The 22,686-nt window shown below is 47.1% G+C and carries 18 protein-coding genes, 1 tRNA gene and 1 pseudogene; 4 read left to right on the forward strand and 16 right to left on the reverse strand.

Translation table 11 applies throughout. The features are described from left to right. Positions 1 to 71: 71 nt before the first annotated feature. The 4 genes from EJO50_RS09455 to EJO50_RS09470 all read right to left on the reverse strand — a co-directional run bounded on the left by EJO50_RS09455 (position 72) and on the right by EJO50_RS09470 (position 4,565). Positions 72 to 1,367 carry an HD-GYP domain-containing protein gene (locus tag EJO50_RS09455; protein WP_164521475.1) on the reverse strand — a complete coding sequence of 432 codons (1,296 nt, stop codon included), beginning with the start codon at positions 1,365 to 1,367 and terminating at the stop codon, positions 72 to 74. Positions 1,368 to 1,578: 211 nt separating this feature from the next. Then, complete coding sequence (dxs, locus tag EJO50_RS09460) at positions 1,579 to 3,441, reverse strand: 1-deoxy-D-xylulose-5-phosphate synthase (protein ID WP_206434356.1); 1,863 nt, start codon at positions 3,439 to 3,441, stop codon at positions 1,579 to 1,581. Next, complete coding sequence (locus EJO50_RS09465) at positions 3,441 to 4,334, reverse strand: polyprenyl synthetase family protein (protein WP_125973629.1); 894 nt, start codon at positions 4,332 to 4,334, stop codon at positions 3,441 to 3,443. The genes dxs and EJO50_RS09465 overlap by 1 nt, the downstream gene beginning before the upstream one ends. After that, the gene (locus EJO50_RS09470) at positions 4,335 to 4,565 is read right to left on the reverse strand and encodes an exodeoxyribonuclease VII small subunit (RefSeq protein WP_125973631.1); all 231 of its coding nucleotides are present in this window, start codon (positions 4,563 to 4,565) and stop codon (positions 4,335 to 4,337) included. 376 nt (positions 4,566 to 4,941) lie between these two features. On the opposite strand from EJO50_RS09470, the gene EJO50_RS09475 reads away from it, so the two are divergent. Both EJO50_RS09475 and EJO50_RS09480 read left to right on the forward strand, forming a co-directional pair. After that, the gene (locus EJO50_RS09475) at positions 4,942 to 5,790 is read left to right on the forward strand and encodes a beta-1,6-N-acetylglucosaminyltransferase (RefSeq protein ID WP_164521476.1); all 849 of its coding nucleotides are present in this window, start codon (positions 4,942 to 4,944) and stop codon (positions 5,788 to 5,790) included. Between the two features lie 268 nt (positions 5,791 to 6,058). Then, a complete protein-coding gene (locus EJO50_RS09480; protein WP_233702033.1) occupies positions 6,059 to 6,199 on the forward strand; it encodes a hypothetical protein in 141 nt (46 codons plus the stop codon). Positions 6,200 to 6,677: 478 nt separating this feature from the next. On the opposite strand, the gene EJO50_RS09485 is transcribed toward EJO50_RS09480, so the two are convergent. From EJO50_RS09485 to EJO50_RS09515, 7 genes and pseudogenes are all read right to left on the reverse strand, one after another. Continuing rightward, positions 6,678 to 6,944: a hypothetical protein gene (locus EJO50_RS09485; RefSeq protein ID WP_125973637.1), complete on the reverse strand. Its 267-nt coding sequence runs from the start codon at positions 6,942 to 6,944 to the stop codon at positions 6,678 to 6,680. Then, complete coding sequence (locus tag EJO50_RS09490) at positions 6,941 to 7,303, reverse strand: phage holin family protein (protein WP_164521478.1); 363 nt, start codon at positions 7,301 to 7,303, stop codon at positions 6,941 to 6,943. Before EJO50_RS09490 ends, EJO50_RS09485 begins: the two co-directional genes overlap by 4 nt. Before the next feature lie 32 nt (positions 7,304 to 7,335). After that, positions 7,336 to 7,635 (reverse strand): ElaB/YgaM/YqjD family protein, encoded by a 300-nt coding sequence (locus tag EJO50_RS09495; protein WP_125973641.1) that lies wholly within the window; start codon positions 7,633 to 7,635, stop codon positions 7,336 to 7,338. A gap of 71 nt (positions 7,636 to 7,706) precedes the next feature. After that, positions 7,707 to 8,611 (reverse strand): annotated as a pseudogene (gene nadC / locus EJO50_RS17750) (carboxylating nicotinate-nucleotide diphosphorylase). A 6-nt stretch (positions 8,612 to 8,617) separates the two neighbouring features. After that, positions 8,618 to 9,967 carry a phosphomannomutase/phosphoglucomutase gene (locus EJO50_RS09505; protein WP_125973643.1) on the reverse strand — a complete coding sequence of 450 codons (1,350 nt, stop codon included), beginning with the start codon at positions 9,965 to 9,967 and terminating at the stop codon, positions 8,618 to 8,620. A gap of 10 nt (positions 9,968 to 9,977) precedes the next feature. Beyond that, on the reverse strand, positions 9,978 to 10,976 hold the full coding sequence (locus EJO50_RS09510; protein ID WP_125973645.1) for a YheT family hydrolase: 999 nt from the start codon (positions 10,974 to 10,976) through the stop codon (positions 9,978 to 9,980). Positions 10,977 to 11,101: 125 nt separating this feature from the next. Continuing rightward, positions 11,102 to 12,706, reverse strand: coding sequence for an ABC-F family ATPase (locus EJO50_RS09515; RefSeq protein WP_125973647.1), 1,605 nt, complete (start codon positions 12,704 to 12,706; stop codon positions 11,102 to 11,104). An 863-nt stretch (positions 12,707 to 13,569) separates the two neighbouring features. Here EJO50_RS09515 and EJO50_RS09520 point away from each other — a divergent pair. Both EJO50_RS09520 and EJO50_RS09525 read left to right on the forward strand, forming a co-directional pair. Continuing rightward, positions 13,570 to 15,087, forward strand: a complete 1,518-nt coding sequence (locus EJO50_RS09520; protein ID WP_125973649.1) for a cyclic-di-GMP receptor FimW-related protein — start codon at positions 13,570 to 13,572, stop codon at positions 15,085 to 15,087. A 111-nt stretch (positions 15,088 to 15,198) separates the two neighbouring features. Continuing rightward, positions 15,199 to 15,288, forward strand: a tRNA-Ser gene (locus EJO50_RS09525). A 152-nt stretch (positions 15,289 to 15,440) separates the two neighbouring features. On the opposite strand, the gene EJO50_RS09530 is transcribed toward EJO50_RS09525, so the two are convergent. The 5 genes from EJO50_RS09530 to edd all read right to left on the reverse strand — a co-directional run bounded on the left by EJO50_RS09530 (position 15,441) and on the right by edd (position 22,638). Next, a complete protein-coding gene (locus EJO50_RS09530) occupies positions 15,441 to 16,544 on the reverse strand; it encodes a porin (RefSeq protein WP_125973651.1) in 1,104 nt (367 codons plus the stop codon). A gap of 284 nt (positions 16,545 to 16,828) precedes the next feature. After that, entirely contained in the window at positions 16,829 to 17,923 is a 1,095-nt protein-coding gene (locus tag EJO50_RS09535) for a porin (protein ID WP_125973653.1), read from the reverse strand. Between the two features lie 864 nt (positions 17,924 to 18,787). Next, complete coding sequence (gene gap, locus EJO50_RS09540) at positions 18,788 to 19,804, reverse strand: type I glyceraldehyde-3-phosphate dehydrogenase (RefSeq protein ID WP_125973655.1); 1,017 nt, start codon at positions 19,802 to 19,804, stop codon at positions 18,788 to 18,790. A gap of 227 nt (positions 19,805 to 20,031) precedes the next feature. Beyond that, complete coding sequence (gene eda / locus EJO50_RS09545; RefSeq protein ID WP_125973657.1) at positions 20,032 to 20,655, reverse strand: bifunctional 4-hydroxy-2-oxoglutarate aldolase/2-dehydro-3-deoxy-phosphogluconate aldolase; 624 nt, start codon at positions 20,653 to 20,655, stop codon at positions 20,032 to 20,034. A 156-nt stretch (positions 20,656 to 20,811) separates the two neighbouring features. Continuing rightward, positions 20,812 to 22,638, reverse strand: coding sequence for a phosphogluconate dehydratase (edd, locus tag EJO50_RS09550; protein WP_125973658.1), 1,827 nt, complete (start codon positions 22,636 to 22,638; stop codon positions 20,812 to 20,814). Positions 22,639 to 22,686 lie beyond the last annotated feature (48 nt).

The raw sequence follows: 22,686 nt of genomic DNA on the forward strand, positions 1-22,686 counted from the left end.
TAGCCTCAATGAACACAATCCCCCTGCCAACAATGCCCGATCAATAGGGGGCCTATCGCAATTAAATTGCCTCAAGGTGTAAGCGTTTCACGCAGTTGCTGAACCAAATCATCAAATATATTTTGCGGTATCCCGTCCAATAAGGGCGAGCGCCGCTCTATTTCATTAGCCATTTCATTTAATATCCACTCCATTTCATGCAGAATCGTTTGTAACTCGAGCTGCAAACTAGGATCTTTTTGAGCGACAGTTTGCATGCCGTGAATATCATCAGGATTAAATCCCATTTGTAAGACTAAAGAATGCACCCCATCCATGCGTTCAAATAAAAATCCGATAGATGAGTTTTGCTCAGCTCCCGCTCTCACCTGCACGCTTAACATGGCGTGCAGCGCCAGCCAGCCCTCCAGCAAATCGGCAATATGATGTAGCTGCAAACTGGCTCCATCCCCCTTACACGCTAATTGCGAATCAAAAGGCAGCTCATGCACCAGCTCTCCGAGCGCCTTAATCAGCCGGGCATCAAAACGTGTTTTATTCAGCGCAAACGAAATCTGTAAACGCAGTAAATCAAAACGGCGCAAAATGGCGTCCGCCGTATCGGCAACAGCAATATACTGCGAAAGCGGGTGAATTCTTTCTTTGCTCAGCCCATAAGGATAGCCACTGCCATCCAGTCTTTCGTGGTGATGCAAAATCGCTTGCGCCGCCATCCCGGAGAAATCATCAACCTTACTCACAACAAGGTAACTGGTGATTGGATGCACGTGCAAATAGCAGCGCTCAATCAATGTAACGCAGTGGCCCGAAGTGAGTAGCTCTGGATCGGTGTGCATCTCGCCCATATCATGGCAAACAGCCGCCAGCATGAGTTGATCTCGGTAAATCTCTGGCAACTTGGTTTGCTGAGCCAGGACATGAGCCCAGATACTGACCCGTATCACGTGCTCAAATAAATTGGGCCGCTGCTCTTTCATAACAGTCAGCCTGAATTGAATTGCTGCAGGCAGAACCAGCTGGGCTAATGCCTGCCTGCACATCAGTACGCCCCCTGCCCTGGCCGCCATCCGCGCCATAAACAAGTCCTGCGACAGAATTTTGCCCACTTCGAGAGCCAGCTGCTCACCATCGACGGCGTGCGGCACAGAAAGACACTGATCCAGAGAAACAGACAATTTATGCCGGTTGAGCAGATCAAAGTGCTCTCCGGCAATTTTTGAATCTTTCACGAGTAACTTAATGCCTGAAAGGGTAAAAATATCCTGATTGGCAGTCACTTCCCTGCGCTCGCCCATCTGGGTGACCGCCCGTAAATAGTGAGGGTTTTCTTCTGGCAGCTCAGGAGCATGAGCTAAAGGATTTTGCATTATCTTCAAAATTCGCGAATGAGATCTCATAAGCTTAGGATATTTAAAGCATAAATTAAGCAAAAAGACCCATAAAACAATTAAACCGACATTTATCCGTCAAAAAAACACAAGAAATTAGCAATGAAAATGTAAGCAAATAAAAAACACAACGCAGTACAAACAAGCATAAAAAAACGAGGCATCGCCTCGTTTTTTTGTTTTGGCGAAACTAAATTGCCCAGCGCTGCCGGATACTGGCCTCAATTCCAGCTGCATCAAGCCCGCATTCGGCCAATTGCACAGCCTGATCAGCATGCTCGATATAACGATCCGGAAAGCCCAATAGCAAGACAGGCTTGCATAAATCCTGAGCCATCAGATTTTCCAGCACAGCAGAACCCGCCCCGCCCATCACGGCACCTTCTTCAACCGTCACCAGATAATCATGGCTGGCAGCCAGTTCAGCGATCAAACCGCCATCAAGCGGCTTAACAAAACGCATATTGACGACCGTTGCATTTAAAGCATCTCCCGCCTCTAAAGCTGAGGCAAGCACCGGACCAAATGCCAAAATCGCAATTGTACTACCGCGCCGGCGTACTTCAGCACAAGCCATAGGAATCGCCGTCATCACGCTTTGCACTTCAACACCAGGGCCTGTGCCACGAGGGTAACGCACTGCACTCGGGCCTTCGTGCAAAAATGCGGTATAGAGCATCTGACGGCATTCATTTTCATCCGACGGCGTCAGCACCACCATATTGGGAATGCAGCGCAAATAAGAAAGATCGAATGACCCGGCGTGCGTCGGGCCATCTGCACCAACCTGCCCTGCACGATCAATGGCAAACACTACGGGTAAATTTTGCAAAGCCACATCATGAACCAGCTGATCATAAGCGCGTTGCAAAAAGGTGGAATAAATCGCCACGACAGGCTTTAAACCTTCGCAGGCCAGGCCAGCGGCAAAAGTCACGGCATGCTGTTCGGCAATGCCCACATCAAAATAGCGATCCGGGTTTTCCTGCTCGAAACGTACCAGCCCTGACCCCTCACGCATAGCAGGCGTAATGCCTAATAAACGCTTATCCACTTTAGCCATATCGCAGAGCCAATCGCCAAATACCTTGGTGTAGCTCACTTTCGCGGCCTTCACCCCCTGCATGCCATCTTCTTTTTCGAACGGAGTCACCGCATGGTATTTGACCGGATCGGCAATGGCTTTTTTGTACCCCTCACCTTTACGTGTCACCACATGCAAAAACTGCGGACCTTTCAGCTCTTTAATGTTTGCCAGTGTAGTGACCAGTGTATCTAAATCATGGCCATCAATCGGGCCAATATAATTAAAACCGAACTGCTCGAACATTGTGCCGGGGGTCAGCATGCTTTTTACATGCTCTTCGCCTTTTTTTGCCAGCTCTTTAAGCGGCGGCACGGCTTCCAGTACCCGGGCAGATTTACTGCGGATGCCGTTATAAAACTTACTTGATAGTAATTTAGACAGATAATTAGTCAGCGCGCCCACATTGGGAGAAATCGACATTTCATTGTCGTTCAGCACCACCAGTAAATTGACATCCCGATGCCCTGCATTATTGAGTGCTTCAAACGCCTGACCGGCAGTCATCGCCCCATCACCAATCACGGCAATCGCGTGGCGGTCTTCACCTTTTAGCTTTGCCGCCTCGGCAAAACCCAATGCCGCACCAATCGATGTGCTGGAATGCCCCACACCAAAAGTGTCATACTCGCTTTCTTCTCGCTTTGGAAAGCCTGCCAGGCCATGCTGCTTACGCATGGTATGCATTTGCCCACGGCGGCCTGTCAGAATTTTATGCGGATAACTCTGGTGCCCCACATCCCAAACCAGGCGATCATGCGGCGTATCAAACACATAATGCAAGGCAACAGTCAGCTCAAGAGCCCCTAGATTAGAAGCAAAATGCCCACCAGTCTGGCTCACCGAATCAAGCAGATAGTTACGCAATTCATTAGCCAGCTGGGGCAAATCGGCACGGGCCAGTTTTTTAAGCTCCAGCGGACAAGACACCTCATCAAGCAGGGGATAACTCATATCGAGCTTCTTCATCAGTTAGTGCGTTCCACAATAAAATCGGCCAAGTGCACTAAACCACGGGCTTTTTCACCAAAAGGTGCAATCGCCGCCAGTGCTTCAGCTTTAAGCTCTGCCGCCTTGTGTTTTGCTGCCATCAGGCCCAATAAGGACACATAGGTGGGTTTATTATTGGCTGCATCCTTACCCGCTGTTTTGCCAAGAGTAGCCGAATCAGCTTCTTCATCCAGCACATCATCAACAACTTGAAATGCAAGTCCAATACATCGGGCGTAACAATCCAACCGGGCACGCTCTTCGTCACTCATCGCCGCACCACAATAAGAGCCCAGTAAGACTGCCGCACGAATCAAAGCCCCCGTCTTTAAGCCATGCATCTGTTCCAGCTCGGGCAAGCTTAAAGCCTGACCCACACTATACAGATCAATTCCCTGACCACCACACATGCCTAAGCTGCCTGATGCACGGGCCAGAATATGGATCATTTTAAGCTGATCAGCAGGTGCATCAGTCAGTGTGTATGAACTCAGCACATCAAATGCTGCCGTTTGCAGGGCATCCCCAGCCAGGAGGGCCGAAGCCTCGCCATAGGCGATATGACAGGTTGGTTTGCCCCGGCGCATCACATCGTTATCCATGGCGGGCATATCATCATGCACAAGGGAGTAAGCATGAATTAACTCAACAGCAGCACCCACATATTGCAAACGCTCGGGCGACGCGTTCACCACCGCACCGGCAGCAAAAGCCAGTAAAGGGCGGACACGTTTACCGCCATCCAATACTGAATAACGCATAGCAGCATGTAATTGAAGCGGTAAATGATCCTGAAGAGGCAAAACAGCCGCGAGCGTCTGCTCCATGCGGGACTGGACGTCTTGCATCCAGCTTTTAAATTCTAATGTCATTTATTCTTTATCCGCAGAGAAAGGCTTGAGCTCCGCGCCTTCAAGCACACGAATCCGCTGCTCTGCATCGGCTAAGCGGCTTTCGCAAAACTGCAACAGTTCGGTGCCACGTTGATAAGTAGTGAGGGCTGTTTCCAACGGCAAATTACCCGCCTCCATTTCAGCAATCAGGCCTTCCAACTCTTGAAGTCCTGCTTCAAAGCTAACGGGGCTTTTAGTTGCTTTCGGCATGCGCTAAATATCCCGAATAAAACCGCAAACTTTAGTCCTCTGAAGCTATCCAGTCAATATTGATCGAAGATTTATCCCGGGTAATAACAAAGCAACCAGACTGATTTCCCGCGTATTAATTCCGAACGATTAATAGGCTACTTAATTTTGCTCTCTGTCATTCAATTACTCCAGCATTTTAATCTGCCCAATACAGTTTCCTAGCCCAAATATAAACCCTATCCAAAACCTTCCTTGCAGGCCTGATCAAAGCCAATCTCAGCGCTGATGCCCAGCTTGCACCATGCGGCAAAACATCCTGCTTTATGCATAAAATCATTTATTTAAAAATGATTCGGGTTAAAATTAAAACCTATTTCATAAAATGGAAATTCGAATGCGTATTGGCTATTTAATCCTTTGCCACGCTCATCCAGCTCAATTAGGCCGGCTTTGCCAGCAACTTCTGACAGAAAATACCCGGCTTTATATTCATGTGGATGCCAATACCGCAATCAATGATTTTACCGCGATGCAAGCTGCGGCTCCCGGCAAGGCTCATTTTGTAGCAAGGCAAGCTTGCCGCTGGGGTGGTTTTTCTCTGGTCTCCGCCACGCTGACTCTGATAAAAGCGGCAATCCAAGATGATTGTGACTATATGGTTTTGCTATCGGGCCAGGATTACCCGCTCAAAACCCAGTCAGAAATCAGGCGGCAACTGGAAGACCATACCGGGTTTATCGAGTTTCGCCCTCAGCCAGACCCAGACTTTGATATTCGCTATCGCTACCAAAGCTATCACCCTGAATCACTGAAAGGCAGCTTGGCTGGTAAATTATTACAAAAAATACAACGCCCGCTTTTGCGATCTGGGCTATTTCAGCGCAAATTACCCGCCCCACTTCATACCGTTTATTCCGGTTCTCAGTGGTGGTGTCTATCTGGGCGGGCCTGCCTTGCCTTGATCAGGTTTTGTGAGGAACACCCGGATGTGATCTCGTATTTTCGCCAGACACTGGTGCCTGACGAAATGTTTGTACAAACCATTTTGATGCACACACCTGTAGCCGCAGAGCTTGTCAATCATTCACAACACGATTTGGAATGGGAAACGGGGGCATGGTCCCCGCGCACTTTCACTGCAAATGATCTGCCCCGCCTGCTGGCCAGTAACTGTCTTTTTGCCCGGAAATTTGCGGCCGATGGAGAAGTTAGCCAATTACTTACGCCTTATTTGAGTTCTTAATAAAAAAATACTTATTTCTTACTCAATCGTTTATGAAAAAAAATTTTTATCTGATAATTAATAAGGAGTAACACAATATCGAAACAAAAAGATGGGCACTTTGCTTGGAATGATTTCACAAGAGAGCATACTGCAAAATATCAGCCCGCAACTTGGTCCACTAACAAAACAATGGCAGAAATGGGCACAAAAATTATTTGATAGTAAGTAAATCTTTTTTATTGACCGACGCCTTTATTACCCATTGGCTCAGAAAGCGGCATTAAAAATGCAGGAAGTCGCCTATATCCACGCTTACGGCTTCCCAGCTAGGGAGCTGATTCATGGCCCGCTCACTTTAGTCAACAAAGACTTGCCTGTTATTGTCTGCCTGCCCTGGAATCGTTTAATTAAAAAAACTACTCGCTAATTTGCAGGAAATCAGAGCAAGAAAAGGAGAATTGTTTATTTTATCGGATACAGGCCTTACCTCTGCCGAACACTTTCATGTGATTTGCATGGAGAATAACCTGCACGATTTAAACCCCATTTTATATGGCATAGCCTTACAAATACTTGCGTATAACACAGCAATTTTACAAAAAAATGATGTTGATACACCAAGGTTTTTAAGTGAATCTATAACCAACGCCTAGAAGCTATCGGTGTTTGACTCCCCCCCCCGGCGCAATGGTGTATCAGACGCTGGCAAGCCCCAGAGATAATCTAAAGCAGTACCCCATCAACTTAACCAGTAAAGCTACCGGGCCCAATTTCAAACTATGCCCGGCATGCCAAACACACGAGTACCAGGACTTTGCAGCAGTTGCTATTTAGGCTTTTTCCATAAGAAAAGCCGGGCCAGTGCCCGGCTGCTTTCGCCAACGTCCCATTTTAAAACCCGCTGGCTAACTACGTTTTCTTTTTACATAGCGAACAATTTGCAGCACACCCAATGCAAGCGCAAGATGCTTTTTAATCCCTTTAGAGTGTAGTGCAACTCTGGCCAGTTTTAGCCAGCCAAGCGCCCCTCCTCTGAACTGGCTCATTGCCAGGCCCTCTTGCAACAAATTCACAGGCTGAACAAATAATTTCAACTCCTGCCTCAAACTTTGGCGCTGCTGCTCGGCCTTGAGCTGCAAAAACTGTTTACGATAGAAGCGTGCTAATTTCATGCTTCTTCCTCAGCGGCAGGCTGAAGCAAAGCCTTGCGATCACGCGCCAACTCTGCACATGTTGCAGAAAATAAATCCGGAGCGTGCCTCAGACGATGTCTTACATAACAGGCAAAAGCAACCGCCCCGCCCCCATAGACCAGCATCAGCACTACAGCCACGGCAATACGATGACTTTCCCAGAAAATAATCAGCAGCAAAACAGTAGCTAGCGCAAGACTCAGGCACCCCAGCACAACAGCAATGACACCCAGAATAAAATCAGCCACCAGGCGCTGTAAAGCGTCCTGAAGCTCCAGGCCAAACAGCTCAAGATGCGTGCCCAGCAAGCCTGCGGCATGCACCAAAATACGCCGCACGCCTGCTATAAAAGGGATGGAAGGCCTCACAATTAACGACGCGAAATCAACATGCCCACCAGCACCCCAACCGCAGCTGCTACACCAATAGCCTGCCAAGGATGATCGTGCACATATTCGTCAGTTACTTTTGCAGCTCGTTTCGCCTTAGCTATGGCAGCCTGCTCAACTTCACACAAGCGGGTTTTTGCTACACGCAAACGCTCAACAGCACGGGCATACAAAGCCTCAGCATCTTTGCCACCAGCTTGGGAAGCTTCGATCAACAATTGCTCTGCTTCTTGTAAGATATCTTGTGATTGATCGAGTAAAGTTTCACTATTAGTATTCATAAAAAAAGTACTCCTTAAAATGACATGAAAAAAAACAAAACAGATCGAAAATATTTGGTAAAAAGCCTGGCTTAAACAAATCGCATTGATAAATCAACCGCCTGAACATCCTTAGTCAGCTTGCCGATAGAAATGCGCTGCACCCCTGTTTCGGCAATCTCTCTGACAGTCCCCTCATCCACGCCGCCCGAAGCTTCCAGCACTGCACTATGACCAGTCAGGGCAACCGCTGCGCGTAAATCGGTCAAATTCATATTATCAAGCAATACTAATTTAGCCCCGGCATGCAAAGCCTGCTCTAACTCATGCAGAGTTTCTACCTCAATCTGGATACTAACACCAACAGGTGCCAGTTTTTCTGCTGCATGTAAGGCTGCGGCAATACTACCAGCAGCCATAATATGATTTTCTTTAATCAATACGCCATCATAAAGACCTATACGCTGATTTTCCCCTCCCCTACGGTGACCGCATACTTTTGTGCAAGCCTCAAACCAGGGAGTGTTTTACGCGTGTCATAAATTTTAGCCGGTGTATGCGCAACCAAACCTACATAACGACGTGTTTCAGTTGCAACTGCAGAGAGTGTTTGTAAAAAATTCAAAGCACTACGTTCGGCTGTTAACAGACTGCAGGCAGCCCCTTCAACACGGCAAAGAGGCTGATCTGCAACCACTTGCTCGCCCTCATTAACCAGCCATTTCACTGTAATGCCGGTATCAACTTGGCGAAATACTTCATCAAACCATGCCTGGCCGCAAATTACCGCACTTTGCCGGGCAATAACCACAGCAGCGCCTTGGGTACCATCAGCAATCAGCATAGCAGTCCAGTCACAAATGCCCAGATCCTCCTGCAAAGCGGCAGAAACCTGGGCGGCAATTAGATGAGGGGCAGGAATCATTGTTTTTCCATCATTCAATTCTTTACGGGATAAACGGCCTTTGTACCCAGAATCAGGACAAAGGATCCGCATAATTAATCACAACAGAGGAAACTGAAGCGGTGCAATCGCAGCAGCCAGCTCTTGATGAATTCTGGACAGGCCCAGCTGCGTTTGCGCCTCAATTCTTAAGGTGAGCACCGGCGTAGTATTCGATGCCCGGATCAGGCCGAAACCATCCGCATATTCCACACGTAAACCATCAATCGTAAAAATACGTAAAGCGCACGGAAAGACGGCCCTTTTGGCAATTTCTGCGATCAAACCATGACCATCTTGCTCTAAAGCAACCTGTAGCTCCGGTGTAGAAATGGATTGAGGTAAGGCCGCAAGCATCAGATCTACATCATGCTCGGCGAACATGCTTAAAAACCTCGCCCCGGCAAATAGTGCGTCATCATCCGGCCAGTCGATAAAAGCAAAGTGCCCTGATAGCTCTCCTGCCAGCAAAGCTTGTGAAGAGAACAAATGACGCTTCATGTGGCCATGCCCGGTGGGGATGGCCTCACTTGTCCCCCCTTTGCTGCGGACCCACTCGCTAATCAAGCCACTTGATTTCACATCATATAAAATGTGCCCCGGCTGTTTTTCCAGAACGGCCGCCGCAAACAGCATCAATAAACGATCACCGGGGATATTTACACCGCGACGAGTAACGACACCCAGCCGGTCACCATCCCCATCAAAAGCCAGACCAAGATCAGCATGATGCTCAAGCACTGCGCGTTTCAGATCCGTCAGATTGGCTTCTACCTGAGGGTCTGGATGATGATTCGGAAAAGCGCCATCAACCCCACAGAAAAGCTCAATCACGTCACAGCCCAGAGCACGGTATAAAGCTGGCGCAAATGCCCCCGGTACGCCATTGCCACAGTCCACCACCACTTTCAAAGACTTTGGTAAGGGGCAAGCAGCAAGCACGGCAGCATAATACTCATTTGTAATGCTAAGAGGTTTAAGCTCTCCGCATCCACGGACAAAATCTTCGGCTTCAATACGCTGTCGCAACGCCTGTAAGGCTGCGCCATCAATAGTTTCACCAGCCAGGGAGATTTTAATACCATTGTAATCAGCCGGATTATGGCTGCCTGTAATCATCACCCCCGATCCTGCAGCATATTGGCGCGCTGCAAAATAAAGCAAGGGAGTGGCTGCCAGACCTAAATCCAGCACATTAATTCCGCTTGCCAGCAACGCATCAATCAATGCCCGTGCCAGAGCAGGACTGGAAAAACGACCATCCCTCGCCAGTGCAATTTCCGCCACACCACGCTGCCGTGCCTCGGCCCCCAGACCAAGGCCGATAAAATAAGCAGCTTCCGGGGTAAGCAGTGAGGTTTGTGCTCGGATGTCATAGGCTTTAAAAAGCCGGGGAGAAAGTACTGGCACGTTTTATTCCTTAGCGAGGCCGTGGTAAATGGCTCTGAAAAAAACGATGCAAGGTCTGTGGTAACCAGTGTAAGTTACCCGGCATCGCCCCTGAAACAAAGCCAACATGCCCGCCTTCCGGGGGCTGTAACAGCGTAACGTGCTCCGACACCCCGGCAGACAGGGGCAACGATGCGGCGGGGACAAAAGGATCATTCTTTGTGTTAATCACTAAACTGGGCACACCAATTTTTGCCAGATAAGGTTTACAACTTGCACTTTGCCAATAATGATCAACGCTCTTAAAGCCATGCATCGGAGCTGTCACCAAATGATCAAACTCGCGCAGCGTTGTAGCAAGACGCAAACCCTGCTGATCCAAAAAAGGATCGCTAAGCTTTTTCAGTTTAGCAAAGGTCTTCTTACGCAAGCTTCGCAAAAATTCACGCGTATAAACCTGGCGGTTAAATCCCTGATCCAGCGCATTACCTGTAGCTGCTAAATCTACTGGCGCGCAAACTGCCGCCGCCGCATCAATCACCGCCACCGCCGCATCCCCCTGCTCCCCCAGCCATTTTAATAAGGCATTACCACCCAGCGAAACACCGACTGCAAAGATAGACACATCAGGATACTGGGCACGAATACGACGCAACACCCAGTCAATTTCAGCAGAATCCCCGGCATGATAGGCCCGTGGCAGGCGGTTGATAATGTTGCCACAGGAGCGAAAATGCGGCACCACGCCACGCCAGCCCTTGGCATAAAGAAAATCAAATAATGAGGTGGCGTAATGGCTGCGCGAGCTGCCTTCTAAGCCGTGAAAAAGGACTACCAGAGGCATACCCGCACGAGCATCCAGCCAATCCACCACAATCGAATCCAAATCAGGCGTCATCCAGGACTCACGGCGATAAGCAGGTATTTTTTTCCACATCAGTACAGCAGGATAAATAGTTTGCGCATGCCCGCCCGGCAGCCAAGCAGGAGCAGAATAAGCCGGAACGACAAAGGGAAAAACGCAAGACATAGAAAAAATCCGGACAAATAATAAAGGGGCGAATTAACGCCCCTTTATCTTACTACAATCACTTACATATAATTTGCTTCAGATTTCAAATAAATAACATTTATGAAATTAATCAACTCGAAAACTTAATCAATACCACGGCTGGCAAGATAATCCTCATAGCCACCCACGTAATAATTATATGTGCCATCGCCATTAAGCTCTAAAATTTGCGTAGCAAGCGAGCTTACAAAGACCCGGTCATGTGATACAAACAGTAAGGTACCCTTAAATAAATCCAGAGCCAGATTCAAGGATTCAATCGACTCCATATCCATATGGTTGGTCGGTTCATCCATAATCAGTACATTCGGTGTTTCCAAAATCAGCTTACCGTACAACATACGGCCTTTTTCACCACCAGACAGCACTTTGACTGATTTTTTAACATCATCACCGCCAAACAGTAAGCGCCCCAAAATACCGCGAATCACCTGGTCATCCGTGCCTGGCTGGCTCCACTGCTTCATCCAGTCAAACAAAGTAATGTCTTCTTCAAAATCAGCTTCGTGATCCTGAGCAAAATAACCCAGTTGCGCTTTTTCTGCCCATTTAACTTTTCCGCTATCCGGCTTGATCACATCCATCAGCAGTTTCATCAGAGTGGATTTACCCACACCGTTACCACCAATCACGGCAATTTTCTGGCCCGCTTCTAAAATCAGATCCAGATTTTGAATCAAAGGCTTATCAAAAGACTTAGAAACGAAAGAAAGCTCAACAGCCTGACGGTGCAGCTTGGCTTTTTCATCCACGTCAAAGCGGATATAAGGATTCTGGCGGCTAGATGGTTTGACATCGACCATGCCTTCTTTAATCTTATCGGCCAGCTTCAGACGGCTGGTTGCCTGACGTGCTTTGGATTTATTAGCAGAAAAACGCGCAGCAAAGGAATTGAGCTCCGCTACTTTTTCTTTGGCTTTCTGATTATCTGTCAGTAAACGCTCGCGAGCTTGCGTAGAAGCAATCATATAATCGTCGTAAGTACCCGGATAAATACGGATTTCACGGAAATCCACATCCGCCACGTGAGTACATACCTGATTTAAAAAGTGACGATCGTGCGAAATAATAATCATGGTGGAATCACGCTCATTAAGCGAGTTTTCCAGCCAGCGGATCGTATTAATATCCAGATTATTGGTTGGCTCATCAAGCAGCAACACTTCCGGATTAGAAAACAGCGCTTGGGCCAGCAACACACGCAGCTTCCAGCCCGGCGCAACATCACTCATCGGGCCGTTATGCTGCTCAATTGGAATGCCTGCCCCCAATAACAACGCACCAGCACGCGCTTCGGCAGTGTAGCCATCGTATTCAGCCACTTTGCCTTCCAGCTCCGCCGCGCGCATATAATCGTCTTCGGTGGCTTCTAAATTGGCATAAATCGCATCGCGCTCAGCCAAAACAGCCCAAAGCTCTGTATGGCCTTGCATCACCACATCAATCACGCGGCTATCTTCAAAAGCAAATTGGTCCTGCTTTAACTTACCCAGGCGCACGCCTGGCTCTAAGCTGACATTGCCGCCTGTAGGCTCTAAATCCCCCCCCAGAATTTTCATAAAGGTGGATTTACCGCAACCATTTGCGCCAATCAAACCATAGCGGTTGCCATCACCAAATTTTACTGAAACCTTTTCAAATAAAGGCTTTGCACCAAATTGCATCGTAATATTAAAAGTACTGATCATGATCCGTTTACCCTATTTCTGTACACAAACGCCGTTGTATTTAATAAAAAAATGATTGCTTACCCGCTTCTTAGTACAGAAATGTGATCTGCAATATTCAAAGTACCCGTTTTGATCTGTTCACTATGATCGAGATACAGCATTGCATCTTCTAAAAATATCACCAGCCACTGCCTTAGCGGTGATTCAATCCGCGAAGCATATCAAATACACATTTACCCTGTTTCTTATACCGGCATTGTGATTTGCTTAAAAAATATCTTTTGCCACATTGCCAAACAAAACACAGCAACCCTACACAATGTAGTGATTTTCCTTTTTTCCGCGCACAAGTATCCCCAAGAGCAGCAGGCATATGCTATTGCCAAGCTGAATAACCCATTGCGGCAGCGTAAAGCGGGGGATTTTATCACAGCACAGCCACCAGATCGCCATGCTGTGCATAACCGGCCGATCAGATGCTAAGTGGAAATAGTTAAAACAACGCCACAACGGCATTAATTCCGTAAGCAAGGCTTTAATCAATCAGAGCAGCAACGCTATACTAAAGCGGCATTCTTACTGTTTACCTATACTTATGTGGCACCTACCATTAACAGAAGCTATTTTTTAAATCAGTCACAATGACAATGTAATATTTATTTTCCACCGACGTAAAACAGCACTGGCATTTGCCATATTACTTAACATAATTAGCCTTCGATAATATGAAGAACAAACTCATTAGGGCGTGTCTATTTTATTTACCACAGCCAAGCAAGGTAGTATCTGTGTGTAACGCTGTATTTTTTACAAAATACTCGATAAAAACAAACTAAGTTAATATTTTTCAACCGCTTTTGTGCAGCAAGGTAGGGCAAGTAATGTTTGACATCAAAGGCCTTGTAAATTCACTCTTTCAGCACACCCCGCAAGAGGGTGTTTTTGATTTAAAGTCCGCTACTATTTTTATGGAAGAGCTACCTGAAAGTGATATTTTGCAGGCACAGATAGAAATTGTAAAAGCATTAAAGCAACTCAATAGCAATCCAAAAATCAGCATAAATGAGCGCTTCAAGACTATTCCTTACCTCGAAGAAAAAGCCCAGCCACTGCAAAGCCACCTGCTTGATATTTATCACGGCCGCTTAATTGAAGAAGGCACAACCTCCCATCAAGTCCTGCCTACGATCTTAAATTTTTGGTATGAAATGGCTACGGGATACTTGAGCTGTATTAAGCAAGGCAGCCAAAAGAAATTTACATCGTCACAAAAAATAGAATTTTTTACCCTCAGGGCAATGGATCTCTACGCCATCCAGGCCCAGTATTCTTATATGCGCCACTTGGAAATTGACCACCATATCTGGCGCAATCTTAACCGCCTCTATCTTTTTGCCGAACAGGGTGGTTTTGCAGATAAAACACAGATTAGCCCGGCAAATATCAGTGTTTACCAAATCTACGTACGGACATTAATGCTCTCCCTGTCTGCACCGGAAAAAATACAATCTAGGCAAATTGAACTCATCAGCATCTGGCTAAAAAAGTGGACAAGCGAATTTATCTTAGAAAAAGAGCTAAAACCACACCAGCACTTATTTGCAATTAATATTTCAGGCAGCACTCCACCCAAACGAATCCGCCGGGATATGGTTGGAGAGAACTGGCGCTACTGGTCTACCAATACAATCACGGCCCAGATTACACAACTTCTTGAACAATATAGCCAGGGTCAATCTCCTGCCTCCTTAGGGCTTCCTGCTGAATCAAACTCCCCCTCGAACTTGGAATTATTGCAGACGTTACGTAATTTATGGTCCCGTGATGCCATTACACCGGTAAGAAAACACGAAAGAAAAAGTAATAACAAATCAATCCAGGTCATTACTGGCTTGGCAAACATCGTGCCCTTTATTACCCAGCAAGGGAAAGTGGCCGCAAGTAGTGCGGATCAGATCAATGCTGAGAAATGGGAGTTGGGTGATGAAAGCAGCAGTGGCTTCGGTTTAAACTACCATAGTGAAACTCAAATTGAAGTGGGTGAGCTTTTAGGCTTAAACCATGTAACAAATCATCCATTTACAATTGGAATTGTGCGCCGCTTTCACCGTAGCCAAGAAGGCTTTGTCAGCGTTGGCGTAGAAACACTGACACAAAGCCCAATTATCGTGGAACTCACCCCCTTACTGTCCGAAGAGAGTACCACCTGTATTTATGCCCCTGAAGGACCTAGCAGCAATCCAGCCCGGTTCCTGATTATTCCTCAGGTGATATTTGCAGAACACAGAGAATACAAATTTGCAGCCCAAGGGAAAAACTACCTCATCCGTCTCTCACCTGCACTAGAGCACACCTCCAGCTTTGTTTTAGCCAAATTTACAGTTCTGGAAAAACTCTAAATGCATATTCTGCCCATGAAATATTTTATTAATTTACACAAAATTCTTTACACATTCTCAAACATTCCACTATAATGCGTACCTGTCTGAGTTGCTAAGACTCAGCACGAAGGAAGTGTGGCCGAGTGGTTTAAGGCAGCAGTCTTGAAAACTGCCGAGGATGCAAGTCCTCCGTGGGTTCGAATCCGACCGCTTCCGCCAGGATTCAAGAAAATCCCCTGATGAAAATCAGGGGATTTTTTTTGTCTATTAACTCAAAACACGGCGTAGACTATCAAAGACACCAATCTACCCATAAAAAAAACCCCACCAAAGTGGGGTTTTGAGTAGATTTTAGATGCAGACCTAAACGATTAGAAACCAGTCCATGTGCCAACAGTAATACGTGCGCTGTTACCAGAATCAGGAGTCGAGCCATCAAAGTGGGTCGATGCTTTAGAATCATACTTATGATAGCGGCCTTGCACGAAGAATTGAGTATTCTTCGACAACATGTAACCCCACTGACCAGCAAACTGCTGAACACCAGAATCAAGCTTGTCACGACCACCATTGGCAATACGAACACCACCGGCTAACTTAGCATCCATAATTTGCTGATAGCTAACATTGATGCTGTTTTTGCCGAAGTTATAGCCACCACCAATCAGCCACTGTCCCACATCCAGAGAAGATGTGCCAGCGCCGTACTTAACGTAATTACGCTTGTAAAGTGCGCGAACATTGAAATCACCAAATGTTGCACGACCGCCCAAAAATGCTAAGCGAGTTTCGTTACCAGCCTCTGTGACATCAGCCCAGTCAGCCGGTCCGTTGCCACTTGCCAGTGCCATTTGTACGAATGCGCGGTCATTTTGAAGCTGGTAACCACCATCAATATTAAAGTTAGCAAATGCTACATTACCGGTCAGATCATAAGCATAAGTATTAGTATCACCCTTGCCAGCAACGCCTGCTTTATCACCAATTTTATACTGAGCCGCAAAAGAAACAGGGCCAAACTTAGGTGACATATAGTTCAGGGAATCTTTCCACTTGTCTGGTGAAGTACCAAAGTCAGCAAGCAAGTTACCAGACCCGTTCACGCCATACGGCCAGTCAAGCACATTCAGGTAAGAATTAACAAACTGTGTACCCGCACGCAGTTCACCCCAGCCGCCAGCATAACCAATCCAAGCCTCACGGCCACCAAAAGTATCATAACGGTAGTCAGTTGCTACTTTCTGGGCAACACGCCATTTCAGCTTGCTGCCGTTATCAAGCTGATCAGAACCATCAATATTGATAACAATTGCTGTTTCTTCGTACAACTCACCACCAGATGACGATGCACCTGTTGAGCGGTTTGTACCGAACATCAGGTCCATTTCAGCCGAGCCGTTAATAGATACATCAGCAAAAGCTGGCGTAGAACATGCTGCAGCAACAGCAGCAACGATCAGAGCACGTTTAAACATTATTCATCTCTCTCTAAAAGGGAATATGGTTTTTTTGACTTCACTACATCAAGGCATATTTGCTTGTGTTACGAAGCAAGAATACTCAATAGGTAGAAACCCATGCAATATTGCGTCGCATATCTGCAACATTGTGTATCCAACGTACAACAAAACCCTTACTAGAGTGACGTAAATGCTAGCACGCACAAAAAACGCCACGACTTTCATCGTGGCGTTTTTTTAAACTTAAAGCGCCAGGCCCGCACCGAATACCAGCCTGTTGCTTAGTGGCAGGTTCTAAATTAGAACGCTGTCCATGTACCTACTAACAGACGTGTAGAGTCTTTCTTGTCTGAATTAAGAGCAAAGCCATCAAGTTGTGCAGTACGTGTCATTACACTAGCATTACCAGCAGTATCCAGCATGTGGTGACGAACTTGAGCGAAGGCAACAGAGTTCTTAGACAGCTTGTAGTTGTACTGAGCATTGATTACATTCATACCGTCATCACGCTTAGCACCATCAGTTTTGCTATCTTGAACGCGCTGATAACCCAGGTTGAAGTTGTTCTTACCCATGGTATAACCACCAGCCAGCAAGAATTGATCAACAGCAGTCTTATCACCAGCAACAGCCAACTCTACATCGCCATTCCACTCGTTACGCTTGTAACCAGCAGCCAGGTCAAATGCACCCATCTTGTATTTAACATCAAGGTTGTATGTACGCAGTTTATTTTCTGCACCAGTACCTACAGTAAAGTCACCCGAACTACCCCACGTTTTACCACCGAATATCTTTGCTTTGGAAGAAGCATTCGCGTTATTTTGAGCTTCAGCAATACCAGCATCAATATCAAAACCGTAGCCCATGTAGTTAGCAGTCAATTCCATAGCACGGGCTGAGTTACGACCATTACCTAAATCATACTGACCAGCAAAGCTGAAGCCGCTAAACTTAGGTGAGAAGTAGGTTATGGCGTTTGCGTATTGAACTTGCTGCGAACCAAAATCAGCCCACAAGTTACCTTGGCCTGAAGATGCAAAACCATCTAACTCACGGTATTGGTTAGAGAACTGGTTACCGAAACGAACTTCACCAAACTGAGTTGCGTAACCAATCCAAGCCTCACGCTGACCAAAGCTGTCATAACGACCTGGAGTTTCTACTTTCTGAGCCAGGCGCCATTTCAGTGTATCGCCAGAATCCAGCTTATCAGTGCCATCAATATTTACAACAACGGCAACTTCTTCAGCAACTTTGCCATCGCCCTTTGCATTCTGGTTAGTCTTGTACATCAAGTCCATTTCAGCAGAACCGCTGATTGTTACATCTGCGAATGCAGGAGCTGCAAACATTGCGGATACGGCAGTAGCGATAAGAACGCGCTTAAACATACTGAGATTCCTTTATCAATTTTAGAGCCACGAATTCAATTATTTAAATTCGGATCCATAGGATTTGAAAGACCACTCAGCAGCGCATTTTTATTTTAAAGCCAACTCAGCAAACGGCTGAATCTACTTAATAAAAAATCAAGCGAGCTAAGTGCTCCGAAGCCCGTATATAACCACAGCGTTTAATTTTGTTCTGCTGTAAAAATACCAAACCCTTATAAGTAAAAATACCAATAAAACATCACATTGCCCTATACTAGGTAATAGACCTTATTATTGAAATAATCGAGCGCAAAATATATAAATAAAAGAATAAAATCCGGTTGTTTTTTACAATAAATAGCACAAATATTCACAACATTAAACATAAAAAAAGATATATGTAAAACCAAATAAACACCTTCAAAAAAATTAAATACGGTCGATTAATTTCATTCCTGTTTTTCCTGGAGCAATCTATAAAGCAATAAAATCTGGCCCTATATCGACCTACGCCACAGAAAGAAATCAGGCCTTCCACCATGTTAAGTTGTATATTTACAACGTTTTTTCACTTTAAAACCAACACAATAAATGAGCAGGTTTCTGTTTATCTCAATAGCAGCCAGGTTGCTCTGCCCTATTTTTAGGATCCAGAACACGTCAGAACACAAACCGGCAGGCATCACACACAGACAAAAACCAGCGTGCACACGGCAAGGCAGCTCTCATACACCATTTTCCATTTTTCTGGATAAAGCACCCTCAAACGGCTTAAATTGCTTAAAACCACCATAGAGCTGCTTGATAGGGCAAGAAAAGCACAGACAAAAAAATACCCGCATCGCTGCGGGTATCTTATTAAAGCACTACTCAAAGTACTTATTATTTAGCATTCCACAAAGCTTTGGTCGTATCGAGCATACGGTTAGAGAAGCCCCACTCGTTGTCGTACCAGGACAGCACTTTCACCAAAGTACCACCGGACACCTTAGTTTGCGATGCTTCGTAGGTAGAAGACGCTGAATCGTGATTAAAATCGATCGATACCAGTGGCAGATCGTTATAGTTCAACACGCCTTTCATCGGGCCTTCAGATGCTTCTTTCATGATCTGGTTAATTTCCTCAACTGTCGTTGCACGAGCAGCCGTGAAAGTCAGATCAACCAAAGAAACATTAATCGTTGGTACGCGAACAGCAAAACCATCCAGCTTGCCTTTCAGCTCGGGCAATACCAGTGCAACTGCCGCGGCAGCGCCAGTCTTGGTTGGAATCATCGAATGCGTTGCTGAACGGGCACGACGCAGATCTTCGTGATAAACGTCTGTCAGAACCTGATCATTGGTGTAGCTGTGGATTGTGGTCATCAAACCGGAAACAAGACCGATTTTATCGTTCAGTGGCTTAACCAGCGGCGCAAGGCAGTTGGTGGTGCATGAAGCGTTAGAAATAACAGTATCAGTGGCTTTCAGCGTGTCGTGGTTTACACCGAACACGATGGTGGCATCCACATCATTACCGCCTGGTGCAGAAATAATCACTTTTTTCGCGCCGGCAGTAATGTGCGCTGATGCCTTTGCTTTGCTGGCAAAGAAGCCGGTACACTCCATCACCACATCCACGCCGATTTCTGCCCATGGCAAATCAGCAGGATTACGCTGAGCACAAACGCGAATTTTGTCGCCGTTTACGATCATAAAATCGCCATCTACAGATACTTTGCCAGCAAATTTGCCATGCACTGTATCGTATTGTGTCAGGTGAGCGTTAGTTTTTGCATCGCCTAAATCGTTAATAGCCACGATTTGGAATTCATCAGTACGGCCAGATTCATACAAAGCGCGCAGTACATTGCGACCGATACGACCATAGCCGTTAATTGCGATACGAATTGCTGCCATTGCCTCGTGCTCCCCAGTGAGTTCAGAAAAAGCGCGTCCCCTACCGGGCCGCGCATAAAAAAAAATCAAGAATAGAGAATACCCAGCTGTCGTCCTGCTGACGATATGGCTATTCCCTATAAAACATGAAATATTGATATAAATCGTAACTTACAAACGGTTTTTATACCCACACAGGCCCAAAACCGAGCCTGGCAATAATGCGTGGGTATAATCCTCTAAGTTAATTACTTTGCAAATGCTGCGGCTGCACGAGCCAGTGCGGTAATCCCCGCCCAGTCACCAGCGGCAACCATTTCCTTAGGGGCGAGCCACGATCCACCCACGCACCCAACATTTGGCATAGCCAATAATTTAGGAGCCGACTCTGGACTTACTCCACCCGTTGGGCAAAATAAAATTTGCGGCAAAGGGCCACCCATTGCTTTGAGCATACCCATGCTCCCCGCTTGCTCTGCCGGGAATAATTTCAGGGCGTCAAAGCCTTCTTCCAGCGCAGCAATTGCCTCGGATGGGGTCATCACACCAGGCAGCAGCTCAATTTTTGCAGCACGGGCAGCGGCAGCCAGTGTAGGCGTCAGGCCCGGCGTTACTGCAAACACCGCACCAGCTGCCTTAGCTTGCGCAAACTGCTCAGGGCGCACCACAGTACCGACGCCCACAATGGCACCCGGCACATTATCAACAATGGCGCGCACCGCAGCCAGAGCCGCATCGGTACGTAAAGTGACTTCCAGGACACGAATACCACCATCAACCAGAGCCTGAGCCAGCGGAACTGCGTGTTCGACTTTCTCGATTACCAAAACCGGCATCACCGGACAAGAGCGCATGATTTCGCGAATTTGCATGGGTTTGTTCTTCCTGTTCTGTAAATTATTAGATGTGTGGGATGGGAGGAGCTGAGTGATACCCATCAGTAATAACGATTCGATGAGTATCTTGCCGGGTGCAGATATTTTGTATCACCCGGCAAAGCCCCCCCATCAAAAAAACGATTTAACTAATTAATGAGCCAAACCCATGCTGATTGCGCCTTCTTCAGCACCGGTTGCTGCAGAGCGGAATGTAGCGAACAGCTCACGGCCCATTCCATGCTCGTTGGCAGACAGATCTGCAGTATCCACAGTGCGAGCAGCCCATTCAGCCGCATCAACTTTCGCTTCAACCACGCCAGCATCTGCATCAAGGCGGATGATATCGCCATTTCTAACTTTGCCCAGCGGCCCGCCGTTTAAAACTTCCGGCGTCATATGAATAGCCGAAGGCACTTTGCCCGATGCTCCCGACATACGGCCGTCGGTCACCAAGGCCACTTTAAAACCACGATCCTGCAACAACCCCAACACAGGAGTGAGCTTATGCAACTCTGGCATTCCATTAGCACGCGGCCCCTGGAAACGCAGAACCGCCACAAAGTCTTTTTCCAGCTCGCCACGTTTAAACGCGGCCAGCACATCATCCTGATCGTCAAACACAATTGCGGGCGCTTCTACACAGCGATTTTCTGGCTTAACCGCAGAAATTTTAATCACAGAGCGGCCCAGGTTGCCCGCCAGCAAACGTAAACCGCCATCTGCACTAAACGGGTTGCTTGCATGGCGAACAACGTTGTCATCCACAGGCTCGAGCGGTGCAGCTCGCCACACCGCCTTGCCATCTTCCCCTAGGAAAGGCTCGTTGGCATAAGGCCGTAAGCTTTTACCAGCAACTGTCAGCACATCTTCGTGCAGCAAGCCTGCATCCAGCAATTCGCGAATTAGAAAACCCATGCCACCGGCAGCATGGAAATGATTTACATCAGCCGAGCCATTTGGATAAATTTTTGCGAGCAAGGGAATAATGGCAGACAAATCATCGAAATCACTCCAGTCGATAATAATACCCGCAGCACGAGCGATCGCAATCATATGAATAGTGTGATTGGTCGAGCCGCCCGTTGCAAGCAAGCCAACAATGCCATTCACAATGCATTTCTCATCCACTACTTTACCAACCGGTGTAAATTCATCGCCTCTGTAAGTGATAGCGATCGCACGCTGTGCCGCTGCAACAGTCAGGGCATCACGTAAGGGAGTGCCTGGATTAACGAAAGCTGCACCAGGTAAATGCAAGCCCATCACTTCCATCAGCATTTGATTTGAATTAGCGGTCCCGAAAAAAGTACATGTCCCCGCACCGTGATAAGAACCCTCTTCGGAGGCCAGCAGTTCTTCACGGCCGCATTTGCCTTCGGCAAATAACTGGCGCGCTTTCGCTTTTTCACTATTGGCAATGCCCGATGTCATCGGGCCCGCAGGCACAAATACTGTTGGCAAATGACCAAATTGCAAAGCCCCAATCAATAAACCCGGCACAATTTTGTCGCAAACACCAAGGCAAACCACGCTATCAAACACATTGTGAGACAGGCCCACAGCAGTGGACATGGCAATCACATCGCGGCTAAACAGACTAAGCTCCATGCCTGGCTGACCTTGGGTCACACCGTCACACATGGCAGGCACGCCACCGGCAAACTGTGCTGTTGCGCCCGACAGGCGCACTGCTTCTTTAATAATTGCAGGGAACATTTCAAACGGCTGATGTGCCGACAGCATATCGTTATATGCGGAGACGATTCCCAAATTGGGCTGGCGCATCTCACGCATCATAATTTTATCTGTTTCCGGTGCCGCAGCCCAGGCATGAGCCTGGTTCGTACAGGCTAAGCCTTTACGTAGCGGCTCCTTACTGGCAGCCTTTTCAAGACGGGCTAAATAACGAGAGCGAGGACCCTGGCTTCTTGCGATAATACGCGCAGTGACTTCGGCAAGCTTAGGATGAACAGACATAGACAAAGACTCCGAGTTACGGCGCGATCACGGCACGCCACGTACATT

The sequence above is a fragment of the Iodobacter ciconiae genome, assembly GCF_003952345.1.
GTDB lineage: Bacteria > Pseudomonadota > Gammaproteobacteria > Burkholderiales > Chitinibacteraceae > Iodobacter > Iodobacter ciconiae.

Bases quoted from the DNA above. Each gene is read 5' to 3' on its own strand.
- EJO50_RS09455 (WP_164521475.1), bottom strand. From the start codon at position 1,367: ATGCAAAATCCTTTAGCTCATGCTCCTGAGCTGCCAGAAGAAAACCCT.
- dxs (WP_206434356.1), bottom strand. From the start codon at position 3,441: ATGAAGAAGCTCGATATGAGTTATCCCCTGCTTGATGAGGTGTCTTGT.
- EJO50_RS09465 (WP_125973629.1), bottom strand. From the start codon at position 4,334: ATGACATTAGAATTTAAAAGCTGGATGCAAGACGTCCAGTCCCGCATG.
- EJO50_RS09470 (WP_125973631.1), bottom strand. From the start codon at position 4,565: ATGCCGAAAGCAACTAAAAGCCCCGTTAGCTTTGAAGCAGGACTTCAA.
- EJO50_RS09475 (WP_164521476.1), top strand. From the start codon at position 4,942: ATGCGTATTGGCTATTTAATCCTTTGCCACGCTCATCCAGCTCAATTA.
- EJO50_RS09480 (WP_233702033.1), top strand. From the start codon at position 6,059: ATGCAGGAAGTCGCCTATATCCACGCTTACGGCTTCCCAGCTAGGGAG.
- EJO50_RS09485 (WP_125973637.1), bottom strand. From the start codon at position 6,944: ATGAAATTAGCACGCTTCTATCGTAAACAGTTTTTGCAGCTCAAGGCC.
- EJO50_RS09495 (WP_125973641.1), bottom strand. From the start codon at position 7,635: ATGAATACTAATAGTGAAACTTTACTCGATCAATCACAAGATATCTTA.
- EJO50_RS09510 (WP_125973645.1), bottom strand. From the start codon at position 10,976: ATGTCTTGCGTTTTTCCCTTTGTCGTTCCGGCTTATTCTGCTCCTGCT.
- EJO50_RS09515 (WP_125973647.1), bottom strand. From the start codon at position 12,706: ATGATCAGTACTTTTAATATTACGATGCAATTTGGTGCAAAGCCTTTA.
- EJO50_RS09520 (WP_125973649.1), top strand. From the start codon at position 13,570: ATGTTTGACATCAAAGGCCTTGTAAATTCACTCTTTCAGCACACCCCG.
- EJO50_RS09530 (WP_125973651.1), bottom strand. From the start codon at position 16,544: ATGTTTAAACGTGCTCTGATCGTTGCTGCTGTTGCTGCAGCATGTTCT.
- EJO50_RS09535 (WP_125973653.1), bottom strand. From the start codon at position 17,923: ATGTTTAAGCGCGTTCTTATCGCTACTGCCGTATCCGCAATGTTTGCA.
- gap (WP_125973655.1), bottom strand. From the start codon at position 19,804: ATGGCAGCAATTCGTATCGCAATTAACGGCTATGGTCGTATCGGTCGC.
- eda (WP_125973657.1), bottom strand. From the start codon at position 20,655: ATGCAAATTCGCGAAATCATGCGCTCTTGTCCGGTGATGCCGGTTTTG.
- edd (WP_125973658.1), bottom strand. From the start codon at position 22,638: ATGTCTGTTCATCCTAAGCTTGCCGAAGTCACTGCGCGTATTATCGCA.